This is a genomic window from Paenibacillus sp. 1A_MP2, assembly GCF_052244825.1.
GTDB lineage: Bacteria > Bacillota > Bacilli > Paenibacillales > Paenibacillaceae > Paenibacillus > Paenibacillus vandeheii.
The window spans coordinates 3,362,925-3,384,197 of the sequence record NZ_JBQQCS010000001.1 but is presented as its reverse complement, the minus strand read 5'-3'; the positions used below and the strand labels follow the sequence as shown (position 1 = coordinate 3,384,197).

23 protein-coding genes are annotated in these 21,273 nt (G+C 44.5%); 5 read left to right on the top strand and 18 right to left on the bottom strand.

The window, feature by feature from the left end; genetic code table 11:
• Positions 1 to 19: 19 nt before the first annotated feature.
• From ACTWJ7_RS16570 to ACTWJ7_RS16550, 5 genes are all read right to left on the bottom strand, one after another.
• Complete coding sequence (locus tag ACTWJ7_RS16570) at positions 20 to 607, bottom strand: nitrous oxide reductase accessory protein NosL (protein WP_367620501.1); 588 nt, start codon at positions 605 to 607, stop codon at positions 20 to 22.
• Positions 604 to 1,962 carry a right-handed parallel beta-helix repeat-containing protein gene (locus ACTWJ7_RS16565; protein ID WP_301877279.1) on the bottom strand — a complete coding sequence of 453 codons (1,359 nt, stop codon included), beginning with the start codon at positions 1,960 to 1,962 and terminating at the stop codon, positions 604 to 606. The genes ACTWJ7_RS16570 and ACTWJ7_RS16565 overlap by 4 nt, the downstream gene beginning before the upstream one ends.
• A gap of 179 nt (positions 1,963 to 2,141) precedes the next feature.
• Complete coding sequence (locus ACTWJ7_RS16560) at positions 2,142 to 2,795, bottom strand: response regulator (RefSeq protein WP_024634089.1); 654 nt, start codon at positions 2,793 to 2,795, stop codon at positions 2,142 to 2,144.
• Positions 2,792 to 3,637, bottom strand: coding sequence for a sensor histidine kinase (locus ACTWJ7_RS16555; protein ID WP_301877280.1), 846 nt, complete (start codon positions 3,635 to 3,637; stop codon positions 2,792 to 2,794). Before ACTWJ7_RS16555 ends, ACTWJ7_RS16560 begins: the two co-directional genes overlap by 4 nt.
• Positions 3,638 to 3,665: 28 nt before the next feature.
• Complete coding sequence (locus tag ACTWJ7_RS16550) at positions 3,666 to 4,394, bottom strand: response regulator transcription factor (RefSeq protein WP_301877281.1); 729 nt, start codon at positions 4,392 to 4,394, stop codon at positions 3,666 to 3,668.
• A gap of 416 nt (positions 4,395 to 4,810) precedes the next feature.
• On the opposite strand from ACTWJ7_RS16550, the gene nrdI reads away from it, so the two are divergent.
• From nrdI to nrdF, 3 genes are read left to right on the top strand one after another with little or no spacing between them, the layout of a single operon-like run.
• Positions 4,811 to 5,170, top strand: a complete 360-nt coding sequence (gene nrdI / locus ACTWJ7_RS16545) for a class Ib ribonucleoside-diphosphate reductase assembly flavoprotein NrdI (protein ID WP_301878391.1) — start codon at positions 4,811 to 4,813, stop codon at positions 5,168 to 5,170.
• Positions 5,157 to 7,241 carry a class 1b ribonucleoside-diphosphate reductase subunit alpha gene (gene nrdE / locus ACTWJ7_RS16540; protein ID WP_301877282.1) on the top strand — a complete coding sequence of 695 codons (2,085 nt, stop codon included), beginning with the start codon at positions 5,157 to 5,159 and terminating at the stop codon, positions 7,239 to 7,241. The genes nrdI and nrdE overlap by 14 nt, the downstream gene beginning before the upstream one ends.
• 43 nt (positions 7,242 to 7,284) lie before the next feature.
• Positions 7,285 to 8,247 (top strand): class 1b ribonucleoside-diphosphate reductase subunit beta, encoded by a 963-nt coding sequence (nrdF, locus tag ACTWJ7_RS16535; protein WP_301877284.1) that lies wholly within the window; start codon positions 7,285 to 7,287, stop codon positions 8,245 to 8,247.
• A gap of 85 nt (positions 8,248 to 8,332) precedes the next feature.
• Here the strand turns inward: nrdF and ACTWJ7_RS16530 are convergent, their stop codons facing one another.
• The 10 genes from ACTWJ7_RS16530 to ACTWJ7_RS16485 form a co-directional block, all read right to left on the bottom strand.
• On the bottom strand, positions 8,333 to 9,109 hold the full coding sequence (locus ACTWJ7_RS16530) for a hypothetical protein (protein ID WP_443145634.1): 777 nt from the start codon (positions 9,107 to 9,109) through the stop codon (positions 8,333 to 8,335).
• 62 nt (positions 9,110 to 9,171) lie between these two features.
• On the bottom strand, positions 9,172 to 9,375 hold the full coding sequence (locus ACTWJ7_RS16525; RefSeq protein ID WP_443145633.1) for a hypothetical protein: 204 nt from the start codon (positions 9,373 to 9,375) through the stop codon (positions 9,172 to 9,174).
• Positions 9,376 to 9,441: 66 nt separating this feature from the next.
• Complete coding sequence (locus tag ACTWJ7_RS16520; protein ID WP_301877286.1) at positions 9,442 to 10,245, bottom strand: ABC transporter permease; 804 nt, start codon at positions 10,243 to 10,245, stop codon at positions 9,442 to 9,444.
• Complete coding sequence (locus ACTWJ7_RS16515; RefSeq protein WP_443145632.1) at positions 10,230 to 11,066, bottom strand: ABC transporter permease; 837 nt, start codon at positions 11,064 to 11,066, stop codon at positions 10,230 to 10,232. Before ACTWJ7_RS16515 ends, ACTWJ7_RS16520 begins: the two co-directional genes overlap by 16 nt.
• Positions 11,063 to 12,046, bottom strand: coding sequence for an ABC transporter ATP-binding protein (locus ACTWJ7_RS16510; protein ID WP_094936151.1), 984 nt, complete (start codon positions 12,044 to 12,046; stop codon positions 11,063 to 11,065). The genes ACTWJ7_RS16515 and ACTWJ7_RS16510 overlap by 4 nt, the downstream gene beginning before the upstream one ends.
• Positions 12,047 to 12,106: 60 nt before the next feature.
• Positions 12,107 to 13,282: a radical SAM protein gene (locus ACTWJ7_RS16505; protein ID WP_024634099.1), complete on the bottom strand. Its 1,176-nt coding sequence runs from the start codon at positions 13,280 to 13,282 to the stop codon at positions 12,107 to 12,109.
• On the bottom strand, positions 13,254 to 13,730 hold the full coding sequence (locus ACTWJ7_RS16500; protein WP_443145631.1) for a hypothetical protein: 477 nt from the start codon (positions 13,728 to 13,730) through the stop codon (positions 13,254 to 13,256). Before ACTWJ7_RS16500 ends, ACTWJ7_RS16505 begins: the two co-directional genes overlap by 29 nt.
• A gap of 2 nt (positions 13,731 to 13,732) precedes the next feature.
• Complete coding sequence (locus ACTWJ7_RS16495) at positions 13,733 to 14,359, bottom strand: hypothetical protein (protein WP_443145630.1); 627 nt, start codon at positions 14,357 to 14,359, stop codon at positions 13,733 to 13,735.
• 22 nt (positions 14,360 to 14,381) lie between these two features.
• Entirely contained in the window at positions 14,382 to 15,752 is a 1,371-nt protein-coding gene (locus ACTWJ7_RS16490; protein WP_301877290.1) for a hypothetical protein, read from the bottom strand.
• A gap of 7 nt (positions 15,753 to 15,759) precedes the next feature.
• Positions 15,760 to 16,035, bottom strand: coding sequence for a phosphopantetheine-binding protein (locus tag ACTWJ7_RS16485; protein WP_079349196.1), 276 nt, complete (start codon positions 16,033 to 16,035; stop codon positions 15,760 to 15,762).
• Between the two features lie 372 nt (positions 16,036 to 16,407).
• Here ACTWJ7_RS16485 and ACTWJ7_RS16480 point away from each other — a divergent pair, with 372 nt between their 5' ends.
• Entirely contained in the window at positions 16,408 to 17,286 is an 879-nt protein-coding gene (locus ACTWJ7_RS16480) for an aminoglycoside phosphotransferase family protein (protein WP_301877292.1), read from the top strand.
• Between the two features lie 441 nt (positions 17,287 to 17,727).
• On the opposite strand, the gene ACTWJ7_RS16475 is transcribed toward ACTWJ7_RS16480, so the two are convergent.
• Both ACTWJ7_RS16475 and ACTWJ7_RS16470 read right to left on the bottom strand, forming a co-directional pair.
• Positions 17,728 to 18,621: an aldo/keto reductase gene (locus tag ACTWJ7_RS16475; protein ID WP_301877293.1), complete on the bottom strand. Its 894-nt coding sequence runs from the start codon at positions 18,619 to 18,621 to the stop codon at positions 17,728 to 17,730.
• 151 nt (positions 18,622 to 18,772) lie between these two features.
• Positions 18,773 to 19,261 carry a GNAT family N-acetyltransferase gene (locus tag ACTWJ7_RS16470; protein WP_301247761.1) on the bottom strand — a complete coding sequence of 163 codons (489 nt, stop codon included), beginning with the start codon at positions 19,259 to 19,261 and terminating at the stop codon, positions 18,773 to 18,775.
• A 175-nt stretch (positions 19,262 to 19,436) separates the two neighbouring features.
• Between ACTWJ7_RS16470 and xerS the strand changes: the two genes are divergently transcribed.
• Positions 19,437 to 20,528 carry a tyrosine recombinase XerS gene (xerS, locus tag ACTWJ7_RS16465; protein WP_443145629.1) on the top strand — a complete coding sequence of 364 codons (1,092 nt, stop codon included), beginning with the start codon at positions 19,437 to 19,439 and terminating at the stop codon, positions 20,526 to 20,528.
• A gap of 196 nt (positions 20,529 to 20,724) precedes the next feature.
• Here xerS and mobB read toward each other — a convergent pair whose 3' ends face one another.
• On the bottom strand, positions 20,725 to 21,267 hold the full coding sequence (gene mobB, locus ACTWJ7_RS16460) for a molybdopterin-guanine dinucleotide biosynthesis protein B (RefSeq protein ID WP_079349201.1): 543 nt from the start codon (positions 21,265 to 21,267) through the stop codon (positions 20,725 to 20,727).
• Positions 21,268 to 21,273 lie beyond the last annotated feature (6 nt).

The following is a 21,273-nucleotide window of genomic DNA, read 5'->3' as shown; positions in this document are numbered from 1 at the left end:
TCACCATCTTTATTGACCATTACTTGTGGCCTGAATCTTCCGTGGATTCGCTTTCCTCATGTGTTCCTTCATGCATGCCTTCACCCATTCCCTCTTCGGAATGGCCATGCTCACCCATCATATCCATCATCTCTGTGTTTTGTTTCCAGTCGTGGGAGGCGAGGTCTTCAGCGGTCATGATCGTTCCCACACCCTGCTCAGTAACAAAAGCTTCGGCAGATTGTTTATCCTTAAAATTCAGGATGCCATAGGCCATGGGTGTACGCAGTGAAGCATCGTATACATAAGTAGCTTTGCTGTATTCAATCCATTCCTTGTCATTATAGTCACGAACAAAATCCATCCCGATGTTATCTGTTCCGTTCTCTTCTTTCCACTGGTGCATGCAACCGATATCATCAAATTTATAATTTTTACCGTCTTTCGTGGTAAGCTGCGTGGCATAGGCATCATCCTTCACCTGCATTTTGCATATGGCACAGATATCCACGTCTTCATTAATGGGCAACGCCTCGTATTTTTTTCCGCAGGCTGTTAATAACAGCACCCCAAAGAGAAGCACCATGACTGTTTTCAAACTTGTTGTTGTTTTCGTTCTCATTTTCATTTTCGTAATCCCCCCATATAGATCATAATAAAAGTTGCCATGCCCAGCAGGATACATCCGATGATCCAAACCTCAGTTGTCTCTTTCACCGCTTGTGCACCTGTTTCCGTCGTCAGTGATTCCGCTTTCATGCTCATTAACGGTGATCTGTCGGTTGTCCACTCTTCCTTGCCTTCCGTAAACAAACTGCTCATAAAGAGCATGCCTGGTGATTGAAAGAAAAGCTGATAAGCCGAATTTCGGTTGACCACTTGCTCATAGAAAGGATTAATCTCATAGGAAAGTTCACTGATTCCATCCTCGTTCAGGTCGAGACCCTGAAAGGAATCCCAGTAATTCTCCTTCATCTCATTGTTCCGGCTGTCCATCGCTGAAGCTTCAATCACATTCGAAACAAATTGGTTTCTAGTAAACTGGTTGTCCTCTGCCAGAACGAGCTGGATACCAATGAAATTGCGAAGCACCGCATTGCTGCGAATTTCATTTCCTGAGGATTCGGCAATGTTCATGCCCACACGATTACCTTCCACAACATTGTTATGAATTGAGGATCGCTGTACGTCATACAATAAAATCCCTTGTGAATGCACATTTTCGCTCTGTTTACGAAAGGAATTCCCGGATACAACCGTATTCTTGACGCCCATCACCATGGCCCCTGTACTGTTGTTCTCTCCCACATTGTCCACAACAGAAGAACCATCAATATACATACAATGAATGCCGTACCTGGTATGCAGCAGCGTGTTACCCTTAACCGTAAGATTGCGACTGTTCTCCAAGTAGATCCCGTCCCGCATGCCCGTAATTTGGTTCTCTTCAATGGTGTTACGATGGGAATTGTACAAGTCAATGCCATTCCCTTTTTGACCACTGGAAGCCGATTCTGATCCAGCCCATGAAATGTTATTGCTATGTACGAGCCCATCGCGGGAACCCCGCAGCACTATTCCGAAACTTTGACTCTGAATATCAAGGTCCCTGATCTCTGCACGATCTCCTTCAACCTGAATCGCCGCAGTGGGTTCATTCGTTAAGTGCTGAATCGTGAACCCCTGTAATGTCACTCCATCTGAATGAATGGTGATCGTGGACTCAGCTTCTGTATTCAATACTGTTACGGACGAGTCCCCTCGAATGGATATACTCTTGTCTATACTTACGGGACCAGCATACATACCAGGCTCAAGTACAAGCACTTCACCAGGTTTAGAACCATCAATGAGTGGCTGGAGTGGAATAGCGTCTTTTGTTCCAGAAGCAGCGTTTGCAGCATCAAGCGGATAAGGTAATAGGATCGCCAGTATACCCAGAATGAGTAATATTCCTAGGACAATCCGTTTGTTCAACATCATAACCTCCTTCATGAAACACACTGCCCATAGTGTACATAAAAACAAATTTTTACCATATAGCTCATTCTGGCTATAGAACTGTACTTTTTGTGTCCAATTTGTGAGGTCGTTGGAGTTAAAAGCAAAAAGAATGACATTCCACTACCAGAAAGAACGCCCGGATATAATAAAAAAGCTTATTACAGACGATTATGGTCTGTAATAAGCCCTTGCTCCAGTGCATACCGTGTCAATTGAACACGATTTTGAACCTGTAGTTTTTGCAAAATGTTTTTCAAGTGATTCTTGACGGTATACTCTGAAATCGTATAATTTGCAGCGATTTCTTTATTGGTCCATCCTGCAGCTACACCATATAGAATATCCTTTTCTCTTGTGGTTAATGGAACATCAGGCTCTTTTTTCTCCGTTAGTGAGACGTCCTTCAGGATTTGGTATGCCACCTCACGGCTCAAAGGAGCTTCTTCTGTAACGATGGAATGAAGATATTCCAGCCACATGGACGGTTCAAGGTTTTTGAGAAGATAGCCCTGAGCCCCCCGCTTCAACGCCTCCAAAAGGTGAAGTACATCATCCGAGACGGTAATCATGACAATCTTCACATAAGGAAAGGCCAATTTGATCCGTTGTGTTGCTTCCAGACCGTTCAGGATCGGCATCTGAATGTCCATAAGGATCAGATCGGGAAGCCACTGTTCTGTATAATCAATCGCCTGCTGACCGTCCGATACGACGCCAATCACTTCGAAGCTGGGATCCATGGATAAAATTTCACATATGGCTTCTCTCGCATGAGCGTGATCGTCCACAACAAGTACGCGAGTATGGCTCATTGCATCTCACCATCCTTTGAAAATTCGACAACGGTATGCTCCTGTTCCCTTCGGAATTGCATATTAAAGTTCAGTTCATTCATCCGCTCTCGCATGATTTTTAATCCATATCGATCCTTTCGTTCAAAAGGATTCATCTCAAACCCTTTTCCATTATCTCGAATCGCAATATTCCAGCACTGCTTATGTCCCTTTCCCTGAATCCATGCTTGGGATGCTGATGCATGCTTTTGAATATTAAAAAGAGCCTCCCGAATACAAGCGAGCAGTTCTACTCTCTCTTTGTCAGTAAATGCATCCTCCGGGATGCTCCAGTCCAGTTCAATTCGGACAGGGATATCTTTGGAAATTCTTCGAATTTGACCAATCCATGTGACCGATTCGTTCATAGTCAAGGCTTGATCAACGTTAGGATCATAACGCAAATCTGCAATGGCCTGACGCACATAACGATTGACTTCATGAACCGTTTTTTTGATTGAATACACATCGTCCAGCTGTTGATCCTGCTTAGCTTGCTCCTCCAGACGTCCGACTTTCACCGATAATAAAAAAAGGGATTGCGCAATTCCATCATGAAGTTCCTTGGCCATCTTTTCCCGAGATTCAAATGCGGCTTTGACTTCACGCTCATGCTCCAGCTCTTTTTGGATACGTTCCAACATGAGAAACAACCGAGTTAACAACGTTATGCTCACAACATATACAATGACAGGCGTCAGCCAGTTGCCCAGATCCATTGATATATAGGGTAGCAAAAACTGATGTCGTACATATTCCCAGAGTCCAACGGTCAAGGTAGGAATGAGCAGAATCATCCACTTGATTTGTTTGTAAGACATATTCTCCTCCTACATATCAAGATAAGAATCAGTGAGGCAAACGAAGAATATAACCAAATCCCCACAGGGTTTGAATCAACTCTTCCCGATTCGGCACATGCTCGGATAGTTTGTCACGCAGCCGTTTCACATGAGTATCTACAGTTCGATAATCCAGATCTTCCTCATGCTCCACTTTCCAAACAATTCGCAGCAGGTCCTGCCTGGAGAAAGCTATTTCCGAGTGTGTCGCCAGATGATAAAGCAAATCAAATTCTTTGGGCGTCATATGAATTTCCTCCTCTTCTATTGTGACCCTTCGGGAAGCTGGATTGATTAAAATGGAGGAAATCAGCACCTCGCTCGCTGAATGATCTTTTGGCGCAGGCTCGACCAATCCGTTATAACGAGCCATCATGGTTTTGATACGGAGCACCACTTCCCTCGGACTGAATGGTTTCATCACAAAGTCATCCGCCCCTGCTTTGAAAGCTTCAAGCCGATTTCCTTCTTCTGACTTGGCTGTCAGAAACATGACGGGTATGCTGAAGTTTGTCCGCAGGTAATGGCATATTTCAATTCCCTTAACATCGGGAAGAATCCAATCCAGAATGATCATGGCATACGACTCCTGATGAAGCTTACTTAAGGCTTGCCAGCCCAACGAAGCCTCTTCGATGATAAATTGTTCTTTCTCCAAATACATTCGAAGAAGTCTTCGGACCCGTTCATCATCATCTACAATTAATATTCTATGTTGCGGCAGGGTCCCGTTCATGTTTTACCTCCACTTCTTTGTGATATGTAATCAGCATACCTTCATCACACTTAAAAGGCATGACTCCATAGAGCCATGCCTTTTGATAATCTACTTTCGAATTGTAGACAATGTATGAACGATTATGTTCAGGCTATTTCTTGCCGGTGACGGCTGTTACGACATCGTCGGCAACCTTAATCATTCTCAATGACAATCCCAATTCTCACATGCACCAATTATCATGGCTTCGAATATGGATATCTACTAAGCCCCAAATTTTTTAAACCTAGTAATAGAGCCCATTCCTCAGGTTTTTCACAAAATCGATACCGAAATGCATTTGACAAAGCTATATATTGATATAAAATTAATAATATAATCTATATATAGTGTTTGTTTTTGATCACCTTTCATTTGTCAAGGAGGATATGATAGTGCTAATTGTGTATGATTCAATAACCGGGAATGTTAAGAGGTTTATTTCCAAGCTTCAACTGCCGGCTGTTCAGATTCAGAATCAAATGACGATTGATGAACCGTACGTACTTGTGACATATACAACAGGTTTTGGACAGATACCTGATAAGGTGTCTTCTTTTTTGCAAAAAAACTCTGAATACCTGATTGGCGTGGCCGCCAGCGGTAACCGTAACTGGGGTGAGCGTTTTGCCAAAAGTGCAGATTTGATATCTGCTTCTTACAACGTCCCGGTTATCAGTAAATTTGAATTATCTGGTTCCAAAAGAGATGTGGAGTATTTTGAACAGGAGGTGAGCCGCATTGCGCCATATTGAATTGAATAACATGCTGTTAAAGCGCGACTCTAATGGCTTCTTCCAGTTACATAAGGATCAAGAGGCTGTAGAGGAGTTTATGAAAGAAATCAAAGATAAAAGTATGGCATTCGCCAACATTGATCAACAAGTCCAATTCATGATTGAACATGATTATTACGAGGATTTCTATGCTTCCTATACAACCGACGAAGTTAGAACCGTATTCGAAATTACACGCGGCTATCAGTATAAGTTTCCTTCCTATATGGCAGCGTCCAAGTTCTACACCGATTATGCGTTGAGAACATATGACCGAAAAACATACCTTGAGCAATATGCGGATCGAGTCGCAGCCGTAGCACTTCATCTGGGTCAAGGACATTTTGATACGGCTTGTTTGCTGTCTCGTTCTATGATGGAGCAGCGTCTTCAACCCGCGACCCCCACTTTTCTGAATGCCGGAAAAAGTCGACGCGGTGAACTGGTTTCTTGCTTCCTGCTTGAAATGGATGATTCACTGAACTCCATAAACTATGTACTGAACACTTGTATGCAGTTATCCAAAATCGGTGGTGGAGTGGCTGTCAACCTGTCGAAGTTGCGTGCTCGCGGAGAAGTCATTAAAGGTGTCGAAGGTGCTGCGAAAGGCATTACGCCAGTTCTCAAGCTGATGGAGGATGGTTTCTCCTACGCTGATCAGATGGGTCAACGGAAAGGTTCTGGCGCAGCATACTATAATATTTTCGGTTGGGACGTTATGGAGCTGCTGGACAGTAAAAAGATCAATGCGGACGAGAAAATCCGTCTGAAAACTCTCTCTATCGGACTTATTGTACCTAATCGTTTTTATAAGCTGGCTCAAGATAATGAGCCCCTGTATCTCTTTGCACCTTATAGTGTCTATAAGGCGTATGGAACACATTTGGATGATATGGATCTGGATGTGATGTATGATACGTTGCTGGCTGACGATCGTGTGAAGAAGAAAAAATCGTTGAGTGCACGGGATATGCTGACCAAAATAGCGATGATTCAACTTGAATCCGGCTATCCCTATATCATTAATAAAACCAATGCCAATCAAGCACATGCCTTAAAAAACGTAGGACAAGTCAAAATGTCCAACCTCTGCACAGAGATCTTCCAACTTCAGGAGACTTCTGAAATTACAGACTATGGTCAACCGGATATTATCCGCAAAGATATTAGCTGCAACCTGGCCTCCCTCAATATTGTTAATGTTATGGAGAGCGGCAAGATCAAGGAATCCGTTCATGAGGGAATGATCGCACTGACCTCCGTTAGCGACATGACGCATGTTGCCAATGCTCCAGGTGTAGCCAAAGCCAACTCCGAAATGCATTCCGTTGGTTTGGGTGCCATGAATCTGCACGGTTATTTAGCCAAAAACAGGATTGCTTATGAGAGCACGGAAGCCAAGGATTTTGTACGCACCTTCTTTATGACCATGAATTATCATTCTCTGGAGAAAAGTATGGAGTTTGCAATGCAAACCGGCCAACGGTTCCATGGATTTGATAAGTCCGACTATGCGACTGGTGTATATTTCGATCGTTATGTGACCACGGATTACCGTCCCAACACATCGAAAGTACAACAATTGTTTAACGGAATTGATGTTCCTTCGCCCGATGATTGGAAACAGCTTAAATCTAAAGTGATGGAAAATGGCCTCTATCATGCTTATCGCATGGCTATTGCTCCAACAGCAAGCATCTCTTATATCCAAAATGCAACATCCAGTGTAATGCCCATCGTAGAACAAATTGAGACACGAACTTATGCCAATTCAACCACGTATTATCCGATGCCCTATTTGCAAAAGGATAACGTCTTCTATTACAAATCAGCGTATCAGATGGATCAATTCAAAGTGATCGATTTGATTGCGGAAATTCAGCCGCATGTGGACCAAGGAATCTCCACAATTCTTCATGTAAACAGTGATGTATCCACTCGAGAATTGGCTCGCTGCTACCTGTATGCTGCTCATAAAGGGTTGAAATCTCTGTATTATACAAGAACCAACAAGCTAACGATGGAAGAATGCATTGCTTGCTCAATATAAACAAATCCCCTTTTTGGGTATTACGATTGGAGTTTGATATAACATGCCGGCAATTCAAGCTGTGAACTGGAATCGGGCAGATGATGATTTCACTCTCATGTTCTGGAATCAGAATATTATGCAATTTTGGACCGATGACGAGATTCCTTTATCCGATGATAAAAAGACCTGGGGTATGCTCAGTGATACAGAAAAAGACGCTTATATGAAAGTTTTGGGAGGCCTAACCCTTCTGGATACCATTCAGGGCGGTGTAGGTATGCCGCAGATTATGGAGCATGTGGATGGACTGCAACGCAAGGCTGTACTGAGCTTTATGGCGATGATGGAACAGATTCATGCGAAATCCTACAGCAGTATTTTTACCACATTGGCATCAACCGAAGAAATTGACAGTGTATTTAAATGGGTGGAAGAAAATCCATATCTGCAAACCAAAGCGACGGTTATACGTCAGTATTATATGAACATTGAAACTTCAAAAGATTTGTATATGGCGATGGCCGCTTCCGTACTTTTGGAAAGTTATTTGTTTTACAGCGGATTCTTCTATCCACTCTATTTAGCTGGACAAGGCAAACTCACCTGCAGTGGTGAGATCATTGATCTGATTCTGCGGGATGAAAGTATTCATGGTGTATATGTGGGTGTGTTGGCCCAGGAAATATACGCGAGCTTTGATGAAACACAGCGGAATGATGTGTACCAAGGTTTGGTTGATTTAATACAGCTTCTTCATCAAAATGAGTTGCAATATACGCAGGAATTATATACCCCTATTCATTTGACCGAGGAAGTGGAAGCATTCCTTCGTTATAACGCTAATAAAGCGATGATGAACCTCGGTTTTGAGCCATTATTTGAAGACGAGGAAGTCAACCCGATTGTGTTAAATGGAATCAGTACCCATACTAAGCAGCATGACTTTTTCTCTAAAAAAGGCAACGGCTATATTCGCACACTGAATGTGGAACCCCTGACGGATGATGATTTCAAGTTCGAATAAGCCATTACTTGATTACAATGACTACGTGTAGCCAATGAATATAAATAAAGAAGGCTGTTCCCCACAGAGGAATAGCCTTCTTTATTTAATCTTCGAGAAATGAAATCAGTCTTTGCAGGAGAACAGGCTCTTCCTTTCGAAATTGCTCCAATCGGAGTCTTACCTTTGCAAATATTTCATTGTCTTTACGTATTTCATGTCGGATGTATTGATCCCTTAACTTCATTGCCCTTGTAGTTATATCCTGATAACCATTCACAAGTTGTTCGTCGTAAGGGATGATCCCCTCATCGACCAAGTAGCCAATCCGCTCGCTCATCATTTTTTTGTGCTCCCAGAGTACATGAAGATGTCTCACATCGTTACGTTCACCAAGCCGGGGATCATTGCTCTCTACGGCATCATAATACATCTGTAAATAGTCATAGACATCAAGGCCAAAAGCCTGTTCTTGGTCAGGATTGTAATTAATGCGGTTCAGATGGGTCTCTCCGTTCAGATAATCATGCAGCTGGTCGAGCGCTACGATTCGATCAAAAGGATAAGGGGAATGCGGCTCGTATTTGTAAAAATACGTGTGGTGATCTGCCGTGAGCCCCTCTCTCAGCAGATGTCTCATGGAATGGATAGCATCCTGGAAGTCTGTGAACGAAATCTGCAAATTGCGGTAAACTCCTGTATGATCGAACATGGAAGCATCAAAAATACGTTTGTCCCAATCAAAACCGTATAGAAAGAGATGATGAGGAAACGGTTCTTTCTGATAGGCCGCCGCTGGCGGTAGCTGAGCTTCATCCAAAAATACGACGCAATAATAACCGCTGCGAATCTGATCCGCGAAAAATTGAGGCCAAGCGTCCAACGCCAAATGCTCCAGAATCGTATAATTCACAGAGCATGTCAGTAGAAATGGATTGTTGAAATTCAGTTCATTGGGCTTGCCCGGAAAAAATCGATATAAAACTGTCTGCCATCTTCCAGAAAGGTTTTCTTGCAGGACAACTGAATGAAATTGCTGTAATACCAAGGAATCGTTTCCTCATGTGCACTGGTAATCGAAAGCGTGTAAGCCCACCGCAGAAATCCTTTAAGCGGCGGACTCAACACAGGAAGCTGAACAGCATTCATTCTTTCTCCCCCTTCTGAGTTTTTAGACTTTACCCGGCTACTCTACCTTATGACCCAGAAGCCTTCTTAACTGCTTGCACTGCTGTATCCCTTCACGGCCTGTTTCCAAAGCAATCGTACAGCTATGAAGAGCAGTACCGCACCGACCAGCACCAGTCCTGTATAGAGCCAGCTGAGCTGCCCCAGCAGGAACATCGGTCCGAAATTGGTAATCAGGAACAGCGGAATGACAAAGGTACCAATCCGACGGACCCAAGTCGGGTATATCGCCATCGGAAAGTTATTGGCGTCCCAGGCGGAATGGGCGATTTCTGATGCAGACCCCGTCTGAACGAACCGAAATGACAGTAACGCAGGGATAATCATTAGACAGTATGTGATGATAACGGAGACGAATAATAGCAGCATAAACCCGGCAAGCTGGAGAAATGTCAGGGGTATGTCCATGGCATGCCAGCCAATACCTATCATGACGAAACCAACCAAAATATCAGGGATTGGCAGTGCCAGATCGACATAACGCAAGGAAGCCATAAATTGAAGAGAAATCGGCTTTGTTAACATTAAATCAAGCGAGCCGTCTTTAATATATTCCGGGATTTTCGTGAAATTTGTGAAAAACAGTCCCACGTAAATTCCTGTCACCACAGTGTGCATGCCTATAAATAGAAGCAGCCCTTCAGGCGGTATGCCGTCTACGTGAAGATCGGTGCGGAACACGACGAGCACATATAACAGTTTGGCGAGCAGGTAGACGGATTCCACAAGCAGGCTCATCATGAAATTTCCCCGAAACTCCATCTGGGCAATGAGACAATTTTTGATGAACATGCCGTACAAATGTGCGTATTTTCTCATGGTTCTAAACATATGGAATGCCAGCTACCCCCAACCGCCGAATATTTCTTCATAGATATCCGCCACGTTAGACGGGATAGCCATAAGAACAGGAGTATCCATCCGCACTGGATGAGCACCCCCTGATACATCGCCGCCACTTCCGTTTTGCCGCTGAGAACATTAACTGGAAAATAAATGGTATATGGAAATGGCGTGTACTGAAGTGCCTCCACAATCGAATCCCCGAAAATCTCCAACGGAAACATACCTCCACTCAAAATATTGATGAGCAGGCTGGTAATGACGAAAAAGTAAGAGATTTCATTCAGATAAAAAGCGCTTGCGCAGATGCAGTAGGAGATTAAGAAATTGAGCAAAAGTGCCCCCGACAGTGTGACGACGAAGAGGATCAGCCGTATGACTTGGAACTCAAGCACGCCCCCGGCAGATGCGAGCCATATAATTCCAACGAGCAGCACAGCTGTAACTCCGTAATAAATCGCCTTCTGTCCGAAAAAGGATACTAGCCGATACCCGAAGTAGCTGACTGGTTTGATCAAATACTTGTTGAGACCGCCGTTTTTGATATCATCGACAATCTGGTGCTCGAACTGGGTAGCAATCAGCTTGGATACCAAGCCCGCCAAGATGGTATACAATATAATTTGATTGTATGAATACGAGAACAGCGCTGCTTCGCCAGAATGTTGGTACACCGCTGTCCATATAAAATACTGAACAAGAATCGGAAACGCGGCTCCGAGAAGACCGAGAAAGAAGTGAAAGCGGTATTCCATCGATTGCTGCACACCCATCGAAAAAACAGCCGTATACAATTTGCGTCCATTCATCCGACGGATTCCTTTTGGTAGAGCATCGAGATACTCTCCTCGATTGGCACGTCCTCAATCGTCCAGTCAACAATCGGGAACGAATCGAGCACAGCCCGCGACACTTCTTTTAAGCGATGTTTGGGCAGCTCCAGAACAACGCTATATTCGTCTGCGCTGATTACTTTCCCGAATTTGACCAACCGCTGCTCGGCAACTGGCTCCGAGAATCGCAATTTCACAATTTTGTGCTCACCAAACAGATCATTAATCTTGTGAAGATCTCCGTCATATAGAAGACTTCCTTCGTTAATAATAATCGTCCGCTTGCACAGGTCCTCTACATCCTTCATGTAGTGGCTCGTCAGCAGGATTGTCGCGCCAAACTGCTCATTATAGTATTTCAGAAACTCCCGCACCCTCTTCTGCGAGGGAAAATCCAGGCCGATCGTCGGCTCGTCGAGATATAGCAGCTTCGGTCGGTGGATCAGAGCGGCGATCAGCTCCATTTTCATACGTTCACCCAAGGACAGCCTGCGTACCTGCACATCCAGGAGGTCTTGCACATCAAGCATTTCCGACAGTTCGGCAAGACTTCGACGGTAGAGCTCATCCTCCACGTCATATATACATTTGTTCAAATAAATCGAGTCACTGGCGGGAAGATCCCACCAAAGCTGATTTTTCTGGCCCATTACAATGGAGAAAAGCCGTTTGAACTCGTTCTTTCGCTCCCAAGGTACATAGCCAAGTACGTCAGCCTTTCCGCTTGTGGGATATAGAATGCCTGACAACATTTTGAGAGTCGTGGTTTTACCTGCTCCGTTTGGACCCAGAAATCCAACACACTCTCCGGGGCCGATATCGAAGGAAACGGATTTAACCGCTTCCTTCACAAGTGATTTGCGAGCAAACAAGTTTTTCAGTGAATGTTTGAGTCCAGCTTCTTTCCGGTAATATACGAACGATTTGTGCAGTTCCCGCACACGGATAAAGTCCATCCCCGCTCCTCCTGAATGATTGCATGTTTTCCCTTATTGGGCGGCTGAAAGTTAAAGCGATTAAACTCCGTTATTATACAGAAGCACACATTTCGAACAAATCGGTGTCAGACCACAGGCCAGAATCTCCCGCTGTTTTCGCAAATCCTCACCGTGGAAAATATCTGCCACACTTTCTTCGTACAAATTACCGACACTGAATTCCGGAAAAAATTTGCATGGATTGACTTTACCGTCTGGCATTACATCCATCCGGTTTGAAATTGAGAAACACTTGGTCCGATTCATCGCTGGCTTTTCACTACCGCGAATAAATCCTTCTACCTCTTCGGGCTCCAGCGCAGGCTGATAGCGGATACGTACATTCCACACACGTGAATTGACTCGTTTAAATTCCTCGATTAACGTGTCGAAACGGTCAGGCGAGATGTGAAACGTGAAAGAGTGCCAGCTGTTCTTGTGGTCGCTTGCAAAGCGGGAGGCAAGATGCGGGAAGTGGGCATCAAAGTAGGTGTCCATTTTTTCCGCCGTATCCGAAGGGATGTACCATGGGAAGCAGAAGTAAACGGAATCCACGCCCATCTCTTCAAAGAATTCCATCAAGTTATACAGCTGGTCGACCATCTGGTCATTTACAGTCAGAGCTACGGACACTTTTCCTTTGTACAAGCCCTGCTTTTGCAGATCCAACAGCAGCTGTATGGCGTGAATCACTTTCTTGAACGTGCCTTTGCCCCGGATCGCGTCATTCTCCTTCTCGAAGCCTTCCAGGCTGACGAGCATGACCAAATTCTTTGACATTTTCAAAATAGAATCCAGCTTTTGTTCAATAAGAATTGCGTTCGTACAAATGGTCGTGTGCCGATCTTCCTTAGCCAGCAGTTCTGCCAGTTCATCGAACTTGGAGTAGAATAGCGGTTCTCCGCCCCACAGGAATACACGTGATTTGCGTTCTCTCGTTTCGGCCAATAGTTTCTCCACGACGGGAATTTCAATCTCGTCTCTCTTCACTTCACTGGCAAAGCCGTGATGGAAACCATCCGGGTTCCATTCAAAACAATGCTTGCAGCGCAGGTTACAACCGTTATTAAGCTTGATTCCGATCTCATAAGGCACAGGTGCGGCATACGTCGGGTCTTCCCGGCGCTTCCTTCCCGTTTCTGCTAAGGGAACGAGGGTTCTTTTCATATTTTGGAATGTCTGCTGGTCAAACGTAACTGCTGTTTTCGGCTGCATGCGTTTTCCTCCCCATATGGATGATTTTTGATCGCTGTTCCAACAAACGTCTGTACATTTCCTCCAGATGTTGTCCCGAGTAATCTCGGGCTTTCCATTCTGCAAATCGGATACCAAAACCGCAGGACTCCCAATAGTTTGAATTCTGAAGCTCATGCTCGCCAAACGGCTCCAACATGACAAAAGGGATTCCGTAAGACAGCGAGTCGTTCAGTGACGCTCCTCCCGGCTTGCTGATTATTGCAGCGCAATTGCGCATCAGGTCCGTGTAAACAGAGTAATCTCGGAGCGGAATGGCCCGGAGAATGCCATCTTCACGCACATATCGGTTCATTGGCGGAAACGAATGCTTTCCCTGAGCATCTCTGCTCCACGGGTTCCATGAAGCATCTGTTCCGAAGTAGCGTGTGCTCCCATCGTCCTCTTCCACCTCGGAAGGATCATACACGATCACATCCAATGGGTAACCGAGTTGACGAAGCTCTGAGATCGTTGCTGTGTATGTCCCGATCCCCAGCCGCCGCCATGGATCAAAATACGTCCCGCTCGCTGTGCATAAGGCAGGAGTTCCATATCATCTGAAGCAATATAGCCGTCTGGAGATAGCCTCGAAGCATCGTAAAGCCAGACGTTATTGTAGTCGGGATACAAGGACTTGTGTACCTTAAACGATGGTGTATCGCATGCATCCAACCGGATCAGTTGAATATCCAGAGGTGTCTGCGCCATGGTTTTGTAACGCTCCAGGATCGGGAGCCAAAAACCGGTAAACACAGCAAAGCGACATACACCGTCGCGTATCCAGGTGTCCAACAGCAGCTGGACTTCCGCCTCATTCAATGAGGCGTCAACAGGCTTGGCCAATTTATGACCCATAAGGGCAACAGAAAAATCGGCATGAAATGCTTTTTTGGTGGCATGAATCTTGCGCCTGATTTCATCATGGTACAGGTTCTCCAGAACATGAACGTCTGTCCTGACACCTCTACCTTGCAGGTACGTGTGCAGATGCATAGCCGGAATGTATGCGCCAAGCGAATTGCCCGACGCAAGCAGGGTAACCGAAGATGGATTCATGCGCAGCCTCCGCATTCCAGATTTAGTTGTACACTTTAATAGACAAGTCGGCGAGTACCTGCCTCAGGCTCACAATCAGCTCACTGCGATGTTCGTCATTACGGCCCACCACCGAGAAATACAGACGTCCCTTTGGCATGCCCCGCTTACTCTGAACTCCTTCGGTTATACGTCTAGAGGTCAGGATTTCGTTCACCATTACGGTGTTAGATGAAATAGGAATAATTCCGTACGCACCTTGACCTGTGAATAGAAGACCGGATATATGCAGAGCGTCCAGCAGCCTTTCGAACGCAAAGCCTGCAGGTAGACCGAGAGACAAGAAGGTAAGCAAGCCGGTATGGCCGTATGTCTCCCAGCCTTTATCGAGATAAGCATTAATGAGACCCATCGACTTACGGGCGTTAATCTCCACAATGGGTACGACATCCCCGCCCTCCAGAATCATCGAGTCGAAGCAAACGAAACCGTGATATCCGTCCTCAGCCAATATCCGAAGTGCCTTTTCCATCGTGTCAAAATAACCCGCGTTCCTCAGTAAAAGGATCATAGCCTCATCCGCTCTGATAGACCCGCCGTAATTCTGCTGTTGGTTCAGCATGCGCTGAACGGATATGAAATCGGTCTCACCACTCTCTCGAATGAACCAGTGTGAGCTGAAATCAGTCTCTTTCCTCAGAAGAGGTTCCAGCAGGAATTGCGAGCGCAATCCTCTTCTCTCCTGCTTTTCCAGGTGCTCTGCTATCCTTCGTTGTATAGCTTCATTTTCAATGAGCATGTTGCCCTTGCCGGAAACCCCGAATGGATCTTTAAGTAAATATGCCCCTCGCTTCAGCAGCGTATTTCCGACTGCCTGCACTTCTAGTGCGCTGTTCACTTCCGTGCCATAGCACTTCTCTCCGATCCTGGAGAGGAGTCGGTTGGAATAGAATTTGGAGTTTACACGTTTAACCGTCTCATGATCCGGCAAAGAACCCAACAATCCGGCCGCATGCAGGTACTCCTCCGTATCAGCCGTAATCGCATAAGGAGAGAGATGTTTCACGTTGTGAATTAATATCTCTTCATGCTGTTGACCGTCTAATGCAAGACTGAACATGCACTGCTTGAAAAGGTCCGGTTCGGGTAGGGACCTCTCCTCATCGCTCAAATCAAAGTAATGACGGCTACGAAAATAAAAACCTAACCCGTTCAGATATTCATACAGTCCTGGATCAATTTTGCAGCGGCTGTAGAGAATATCGTCTGGTCCGCAAAATGGAAATAACAGCTCGTCCATACATAAAACAATGGATTCCCGATCCTTATCAGGCATAGCGGGTAACTTCGCTAAATTCTCATCCCTCCATCGCGTTTCCGGATCAAATGTCCCCATAACAATCGTTGGAGTCACACCGGCTTCACTTCTGGACATCTTCGTACAATGATTGCTCTTGAGGCTGGCAGCTTTTCAGAAATGTCATAAATGTGTCGATCGACTGGAGGTGTTCATAATCAAATTCGTCATAGTCAATAATTACGTTTAATTGATCCTCGACTTTGAGCATAAACTGGATCATTTGCAGAGAATCAAGACCAATATCGTTATTCAGTTCCGTTGCTGGGGATAGGGATTGGCGTAGTTCCGGTTGGTCTTCTTTAATAGCGCACAAAATATCTACAATTTGATCGTACATGACTACACTCCTTTAAAGTGATAATTGTGTGAGGGTACAACCGAAATTATTACGCTTACAGATGCCATTCAAATCAAACCTGATTTCGGCTTTGTTTTCTCCTCCCTCTTCCAAAGTTACAATTATTATCTTTATAATGACATTTTATGTCAAGGGATAAAAACCTGTGATATTACACTCACAACAAGGCTTTTAGCAACTAAAAAACCGCCATTTAGGGCGGATTTCAAGCGATTTTCTGGAAATTTTCTCGGATCAGGTCCTCTCCTTCGTTTTGTACAATTTTTCCCCTTTGATTCGATCAAGACAAATGGTTGAAATTTATGTATTATCGATTACGACCCAACCATTTATAGAAAATGAGGCGAGCACATGATTGAAATTACGATTGAACTGGTTCGGCAATTAATTGATCGTCAATTTCCAAAATGGAAAGGCTTGGCGATAATCCCCGTAGAAAAAAGCGGGCACGATAACCGTACCTATCGATTGGGAGACGAAATGACGGTTCGTTTACCGAGTCACGAACGTTACGCTTCTGCTGTAGAAAAAGAACTGAAGTGGCTCCCTGTTTTCAAGCCTCTCCTGTCCTTGCCCATTCCTGCTCCCATTGCACAAGGTGAACCTTCGAATGAATACCCCCTTCCATGGTCCATCAACCGATGGATTGAGGGCAAAACTGTCTCGCCTGCCAACGTACTCGATTTAGGTGCATTTGCCGAAGACCTCGCTAGATTTCTGAGAGAATTAGAAGCCATTGATGCAAGTCACGGCATACCAGCAGGCATTCAAAACTTTCATCGTGGAGGGAACCTGGCGGTTTACGATACGGATACTAGGACCGTCATTGAGAAGGTATCCGGCCAATACGATCCTAAGCTCATGACAGAAATATGGGAGCTTGCCCTTGCAACGAAATATCAAGCGGCACCTTTATGGCTGCATGGTGATGTTGCAGTAGGCAATCTGCTCGTGCAAAAGGGGCGACTTTGCGGGGTCATTGATTTTGGAACTATGGGCGTGGGCGATCCTTCAAGTGATCTGGTGATGGCATGGAACTTTTTTGATGATGTAAGTCGCAAGATATTTCTAAACTGTATGAATGTTGACCAGGATACGGTTGATCGTGCACGTGGATGGGCTTTGTGGAAAGCACTCATCTCTTACGATTGGAATGAACAAGGCTCGGAAGCCTCGAACTGGGGAAAGCATGTAATAGAGGTCATTATTCGTGATTATAAATCGCTCTAAGCTTATGAACCTAACCAATCCACCGGGCGCAGAGCCCCTCTAAGGTTTACTTTCTGTACTTAACTTTGCAAAATTAACTACAAATCAGTTGACATGAAGCTGAGGATAAGGCAGTTCGTTGTAACATGTTGGTGAGATGACGTAGTGGAATTGCAGGTATGAGCTAGGGAGAGTAAATTGATTTTTCTATTGTGAATTTTTCATATAATGAAATAATAATATATTGTTTAAAGACAGCGAGTTGACATTTGAAGCTACATAAGTAAATTTCCCTTCATTCGTGGGGCAAAATCTGAAGGAAGAATGCGCTCCAGTGGACATAACCAGTGTATTTTGTTGTTGTGAATTTTTCATATAATGAAATAATAGGTTATTGCAAAGAAAAAAGCCGCCTCCTTGGCGACTTTGACAAAATCTCAAGCTATTTTCCAACCAAATGGATTAAGTTCGTCCAGTCCAATCAGCTCCCGCAATTTCTTTCCAGCGTTCCCTGATCTCATCATATAACTCCTTAGTCAGCGCACCTTTGGCGACAAGATCGGCATTTTGTTGCCAGCGGTTGGGCTTGGCTGTACCCACAATAGCCGTGTCTACACCGTCTGTACTGAGCGTAAAACGTAATGCGGTTTCAACTGCTGCTTGTGCATCTTCGCTCAGAAAACCATAGCCAAGTTCGTTTAAGCGTTTCCAGTATACAAAGGGATAGGCTTCTTCGGCAAGCGAGTCATACGTCCATGCCGCATTGGCAATAGGGCGTTTGGCAATGACACCCATATTTCTCTTTCTCGCCTCAGGCAACGTCAGATCAATAGCTTCCTGATCGGCAATGTTCAGCGATGTTTCCAAGCTGTCAAACACGCCTGTCTGTATCGCATAAAGAGCATCCGTCGTATCGCCGCTATATCCAATAAACCTTGTTTTCCCAGCCTCCTTGGCTCTCTGCAGCACTTCAATGACCGCTCCTTGCCGAAGTACTTCTTCGGAGCAACTATGAAGGTGAATCACATCAACGTATTCCGTTTTTAGTCTTCTAAGACTACGGTCAATCGTTTGCTCTAATACTTTGGCATCCCAATCGGGGCCTTCTACCCCAGCAGCGTGTCCACATTTGGTAAATAAATAATAATCGTCTCTGCGATGGGAGAGCACATCTCCGATTAACTCTTCGCTATCCCCATAACATTCAGCCGTATCAATGACGTTTAACCCTGCATCCAACGCACTGTTAAGCAATGTTTCTACATCTGCTTTGGATACGTTTTTGCCGATCTCCGCTCCACCAAATCCAAGTGTACTTACTTTCATGCCAGTGTTTCCGTAATTACGCAGTTCCATGGATAATCTCCTCCGAGCTTCGTGAATTGGGTACAGATAATGAAAGTATATATAGTACAAATCCCCTTCGGTATGTATTACCCTTATGCTGGATATTACACCCACTCTTTCAACTTACTTATTTCCTCGAACGCGGGATTGATCGGTTGAATCAGGTTACGAAAAACTGACTCGGGTTCCCCAGTTCCGGATGAAATTTCTCGCGAAAACGGCCTCCCGTATATTCCCCTATGATTTTTCGCCAGAATGCCTGTGCAATGACATTGTTGCGAACTTGAGTTACTTTCCACCTTCCCGGAAACCGTTCAAACAGCTCATACGCTGCCCGGGTACCCACTCCACTACGTCGGTATTTTTGCATTACAAAAAACTCGGTCAAATAATAGTCATTATCTTTGCTGCCTGGTTCACAACGCTCTACCAATGCAAACCCAGCTGGCGCATCATCACTTGTAATCAAAAAAGGAAACTTCCGGTCTTCCTCTGACCAGAACGCGTCCAATCCAGGATATTCCGGAAAAATACCATTGCTATCCACGTCAATATTCAAATATTTGGTAAAATCATACAAATAAAATTGCATTAAATGCCGAATCACCTGACTGCGTTCCCGGGGAACCAGCTCTATTTTTATATTCATCCGGTTCACCTCCTCTGCTCTACTTATAATTCATACTTTAAAGCTTTACAGCCACAAGGGCAAGGAAGCATGAATCTGCATTATGCCTGTTCCGTGAACAGGCTGTTACGATATAAATATGGTACACTGAGATATAGCATATTTTTGAAAATATTTTAACATGGGGGTGCCGAACTTGACCAATGTGCAAAAAGAGATTGACCGACGAAAGCTGGATGACAAACTACCTTCCATGCCCTGGTTCGTTCAGCAATTCATTGACTATAAATTACCCGATTTATCTCCTTCTACTCTGCTTGAATATTTAAGAGATTATGAAGCCTTCTTTGGCTGGTTGCGCGCAGAAGGTTTATCCGTGGCCAGCTCCAACAAGGAAGTAACATTGACTGAGCTGGAAGTACTTCGAATGGAATCAGTGACATCTTATCGTTTGTTTCTGACCACCAAGCGTGAAGGAGCGAACTCCAGAATCACGGTTTCCCGTAAGCTTTCTTCCCTTCGTTCCCTCTTTCATTATTTAAGTCAGATTGCGGAAGATGAAGATTTCTACCCACTTCTGAAACGAAACATTATGGCGAAGATTGAGATCAAACGTACTCATAAACCCAAAGATACAGCAGCCAAATTAAAGGGTAAACTTCTGGAAGAAGAAGAGCTATTGGAGTTTATTGGATATATTCTTGAGGGATATGCCGTAGATATGGAAAAGAACAAACAGGCTCTTTACTCGCATGAGCTAAACAAAGAACGGGATGCCTGCATTGCCAGCCTTATTCTGAATTCGGGGCTGCGCGTGTCTGAAGTGGTGAACCTGAACGTGGATGATCTGGATCTGAATAATAAGCTGCTGTATGTATATCGTAAAGGTAATAATGATGAGACATTTAAAACGCCCGTCTATTTTAGAGAACAAGCCAAGGATGAGCTTGCAACCTATATCAATCTGCGCCAGTCACGTTACTGTACACCCAAGCGGGAAAAAGGGTTGTTTATCGCTCTTCGCAATGGAGAATCCGAGGGAAGTCGAATGACCAAACGGGCCATACAGGCTATGATCATGAAGTATGCCAAGCAATTCGGCAAGCCGTACCTGACTGTGCATAAATTGCGCCATTCTTTTGCGACTGACTATTATTTGCAAAATGATATTTATAAAACGAAAGAACAGCTCGGACACGCCTCTACGGAAACGACCGAAATTTACGCGCATCTCACGGATAAAACGATGTCTGAAGCAATTGAACGTCGCACTGATGAGGGTATGTAATCTAATTTACTTTAACAGCTCAAGCATGGATTGGATTCCTTACAAGGTAACTTAAAAAAGCGATTCTTCCAGGAAAATGTCCTGGCAAGGATCGCTTTTTTATATTCATTCATTGGCATAATAAAAGTAAGCATTTTCGTTTTGTTTCGTTACATTCCATCTCATTTTCATTTTAGTTTACATAATATTTCATTCGTCACAATTTTCTTTTCTCTTCATCATGTTCAAGCGAGATCAGCCATCTTGCTACATGTTCTGTCTCATGAACAGAATGCCAAACGCAGTTCTCCTTGGGCCCCGTGTACTCTATCTTGTCATGCGTTAGCCATGAGATAATCCCGATTACACCCTGTAACATTTCGACCAGAGAGAGGTCTTTCTCTTGACGGACCATGACCAATTTGGGGTAAGGAGCTTGCTTGTATCCCTCAATAAGAATCCAGTCGTACGCTGACAGATAATTCACCATATTTTCCAGTGGAGTCGCTCGTCGTTCAATCAGTGCTGTGCGTTTCTCCGACATGACAACGACAGCATCGGCCCCTGCCTGAGCAAAGCTATAGGAATCGGTTCCTTCGTGATCCATCTCAAAATGATCATGTCCATCATGTTTAATTACAGCTACACTTCGTCCAGTAGAGGTAAGGTACCGGGTAAGCGCAGCAATTAAGGTGCTTTTGCCTGTGTTCTTATATCCAACAATCTGCATGATATACGGCATACTGCTTATTTCAGTCATATATGC

Coding starts and splice junctions, on each gene's coding strand:
- ACTWJ7_RS16480 (WP_301877292.1), top strand. CDS start 16,408: ATGATTGAAATTACGATTGAACTGGTTCGGCAATTAATTGATCGTCAA.
- ACTWJ7_RS16485 (WP_079349196.1), bottom strand. CDS start 16,035: ATGTACGATCAAATTGTAGATATTTTGTGCGCTATTAAAGAAGACCAA.
- ACTWJ7_RS16515 (WP_443145632.1), bottom strand. CDS start 11,066: ATGAATGGACGCAAATTGTATACGGCTGTTTTTTCGATGGGTGTGCAG.
- ACTWJ7_RS16520 (WP_301877286.1), bottom strand. CDS start 10,245: ATGTTTAGAACCATGAGAAAATACGCACATTTGTACGGCATGTTCATC.
- ACTWJ7_RS16495 (WP_443145630.1), bottom strand. CDS start 14,359: ATGAATCCATCTTCGGTTACCCTGCTTGCGTCGGGCAATTCGCTTGGC.
- ACTWJ7_RS16525 (WP_443145633.1), bottom strand. CDS start 9,375: ATGAATGCTGTTCAGCTTCCTGTGTTGAGTCCGCCGCTTAAAGGATTT.
- ACTWJ7_RS16550 (WP_301877281.1), bottom strand. CDS start 4,394: ATGAACGGGACCCTGCCGCAACATAGAATATTAATTGTAGATGATGAT.
- ACTWJ7_RS16470 (WP_301247761.1), bottom strand. CDS start 19,261: ATGAATATAAAAATAGAGCTGGTTCCCCGGGAACGCAGTCAGGTGATT.
- ACTWJ7_RS16560 (WP_024634089.1), bottom strand. CDS start 2,795: ATGAGCCATACTCGCGTACTTGTTGTGGACGATCACGCTCATGCGAGA.
- ACTWJ7_RS16555 (WP_301877280.1), bottom strand. CDS start 3,637: ATGTCTTACAAACAAATCAAGTGGATGATTCTGCTCATTCCTACCTTG.
- ACTWJ7_RS16505 (WP_024634099.1), bottom strand. CDS start 13,282: ATGCAGCCGAAAACAGCAGTTACGTTTGACCAGCAGACATTCCAAAAT.
- nrdF (WP_301877284.1), top strand. CDS start 7,285: ATGCCGGCAATTCAAGCTGTGAACTGGAATCGGGCAGATGATGATTTC.
- ACTWJ7_RS16565 (WP_301877279.1), bottom strand. CDS start 1,962: ATGATGTTGAACAAACGGATTGTCCTAGGAATATTACTCATTCTGGGT.
- ACTWJ7_RS16570 (WP_367620501.1), bottom strand. CDS start 607: ATGAAAATGAGAACGAAAACAACAACAAGTTTGAAAACAGTCATGGTG.
- mobB (WP_079349201.1), bottom strand. CDS start 21,267: ATGACTGAAATAAGCAGTATGCCGTATATCATGCAGATTGTTGGATAT.
- ACTWJ7_RS16475 (WP_301877293.1), bottom strand. CDS start 18,621: ATGGAACTGCGTAATTACGGAAACACTGGCATGAAAGTAAGTACACTT.
- ACTWJ7_RS16510 (WP_094936151.1), bottom strand. CDS start 12,046: ATGGACTTTATCCGTGTGCGGGAACTGCACAAATCGTTCGTATATTAC.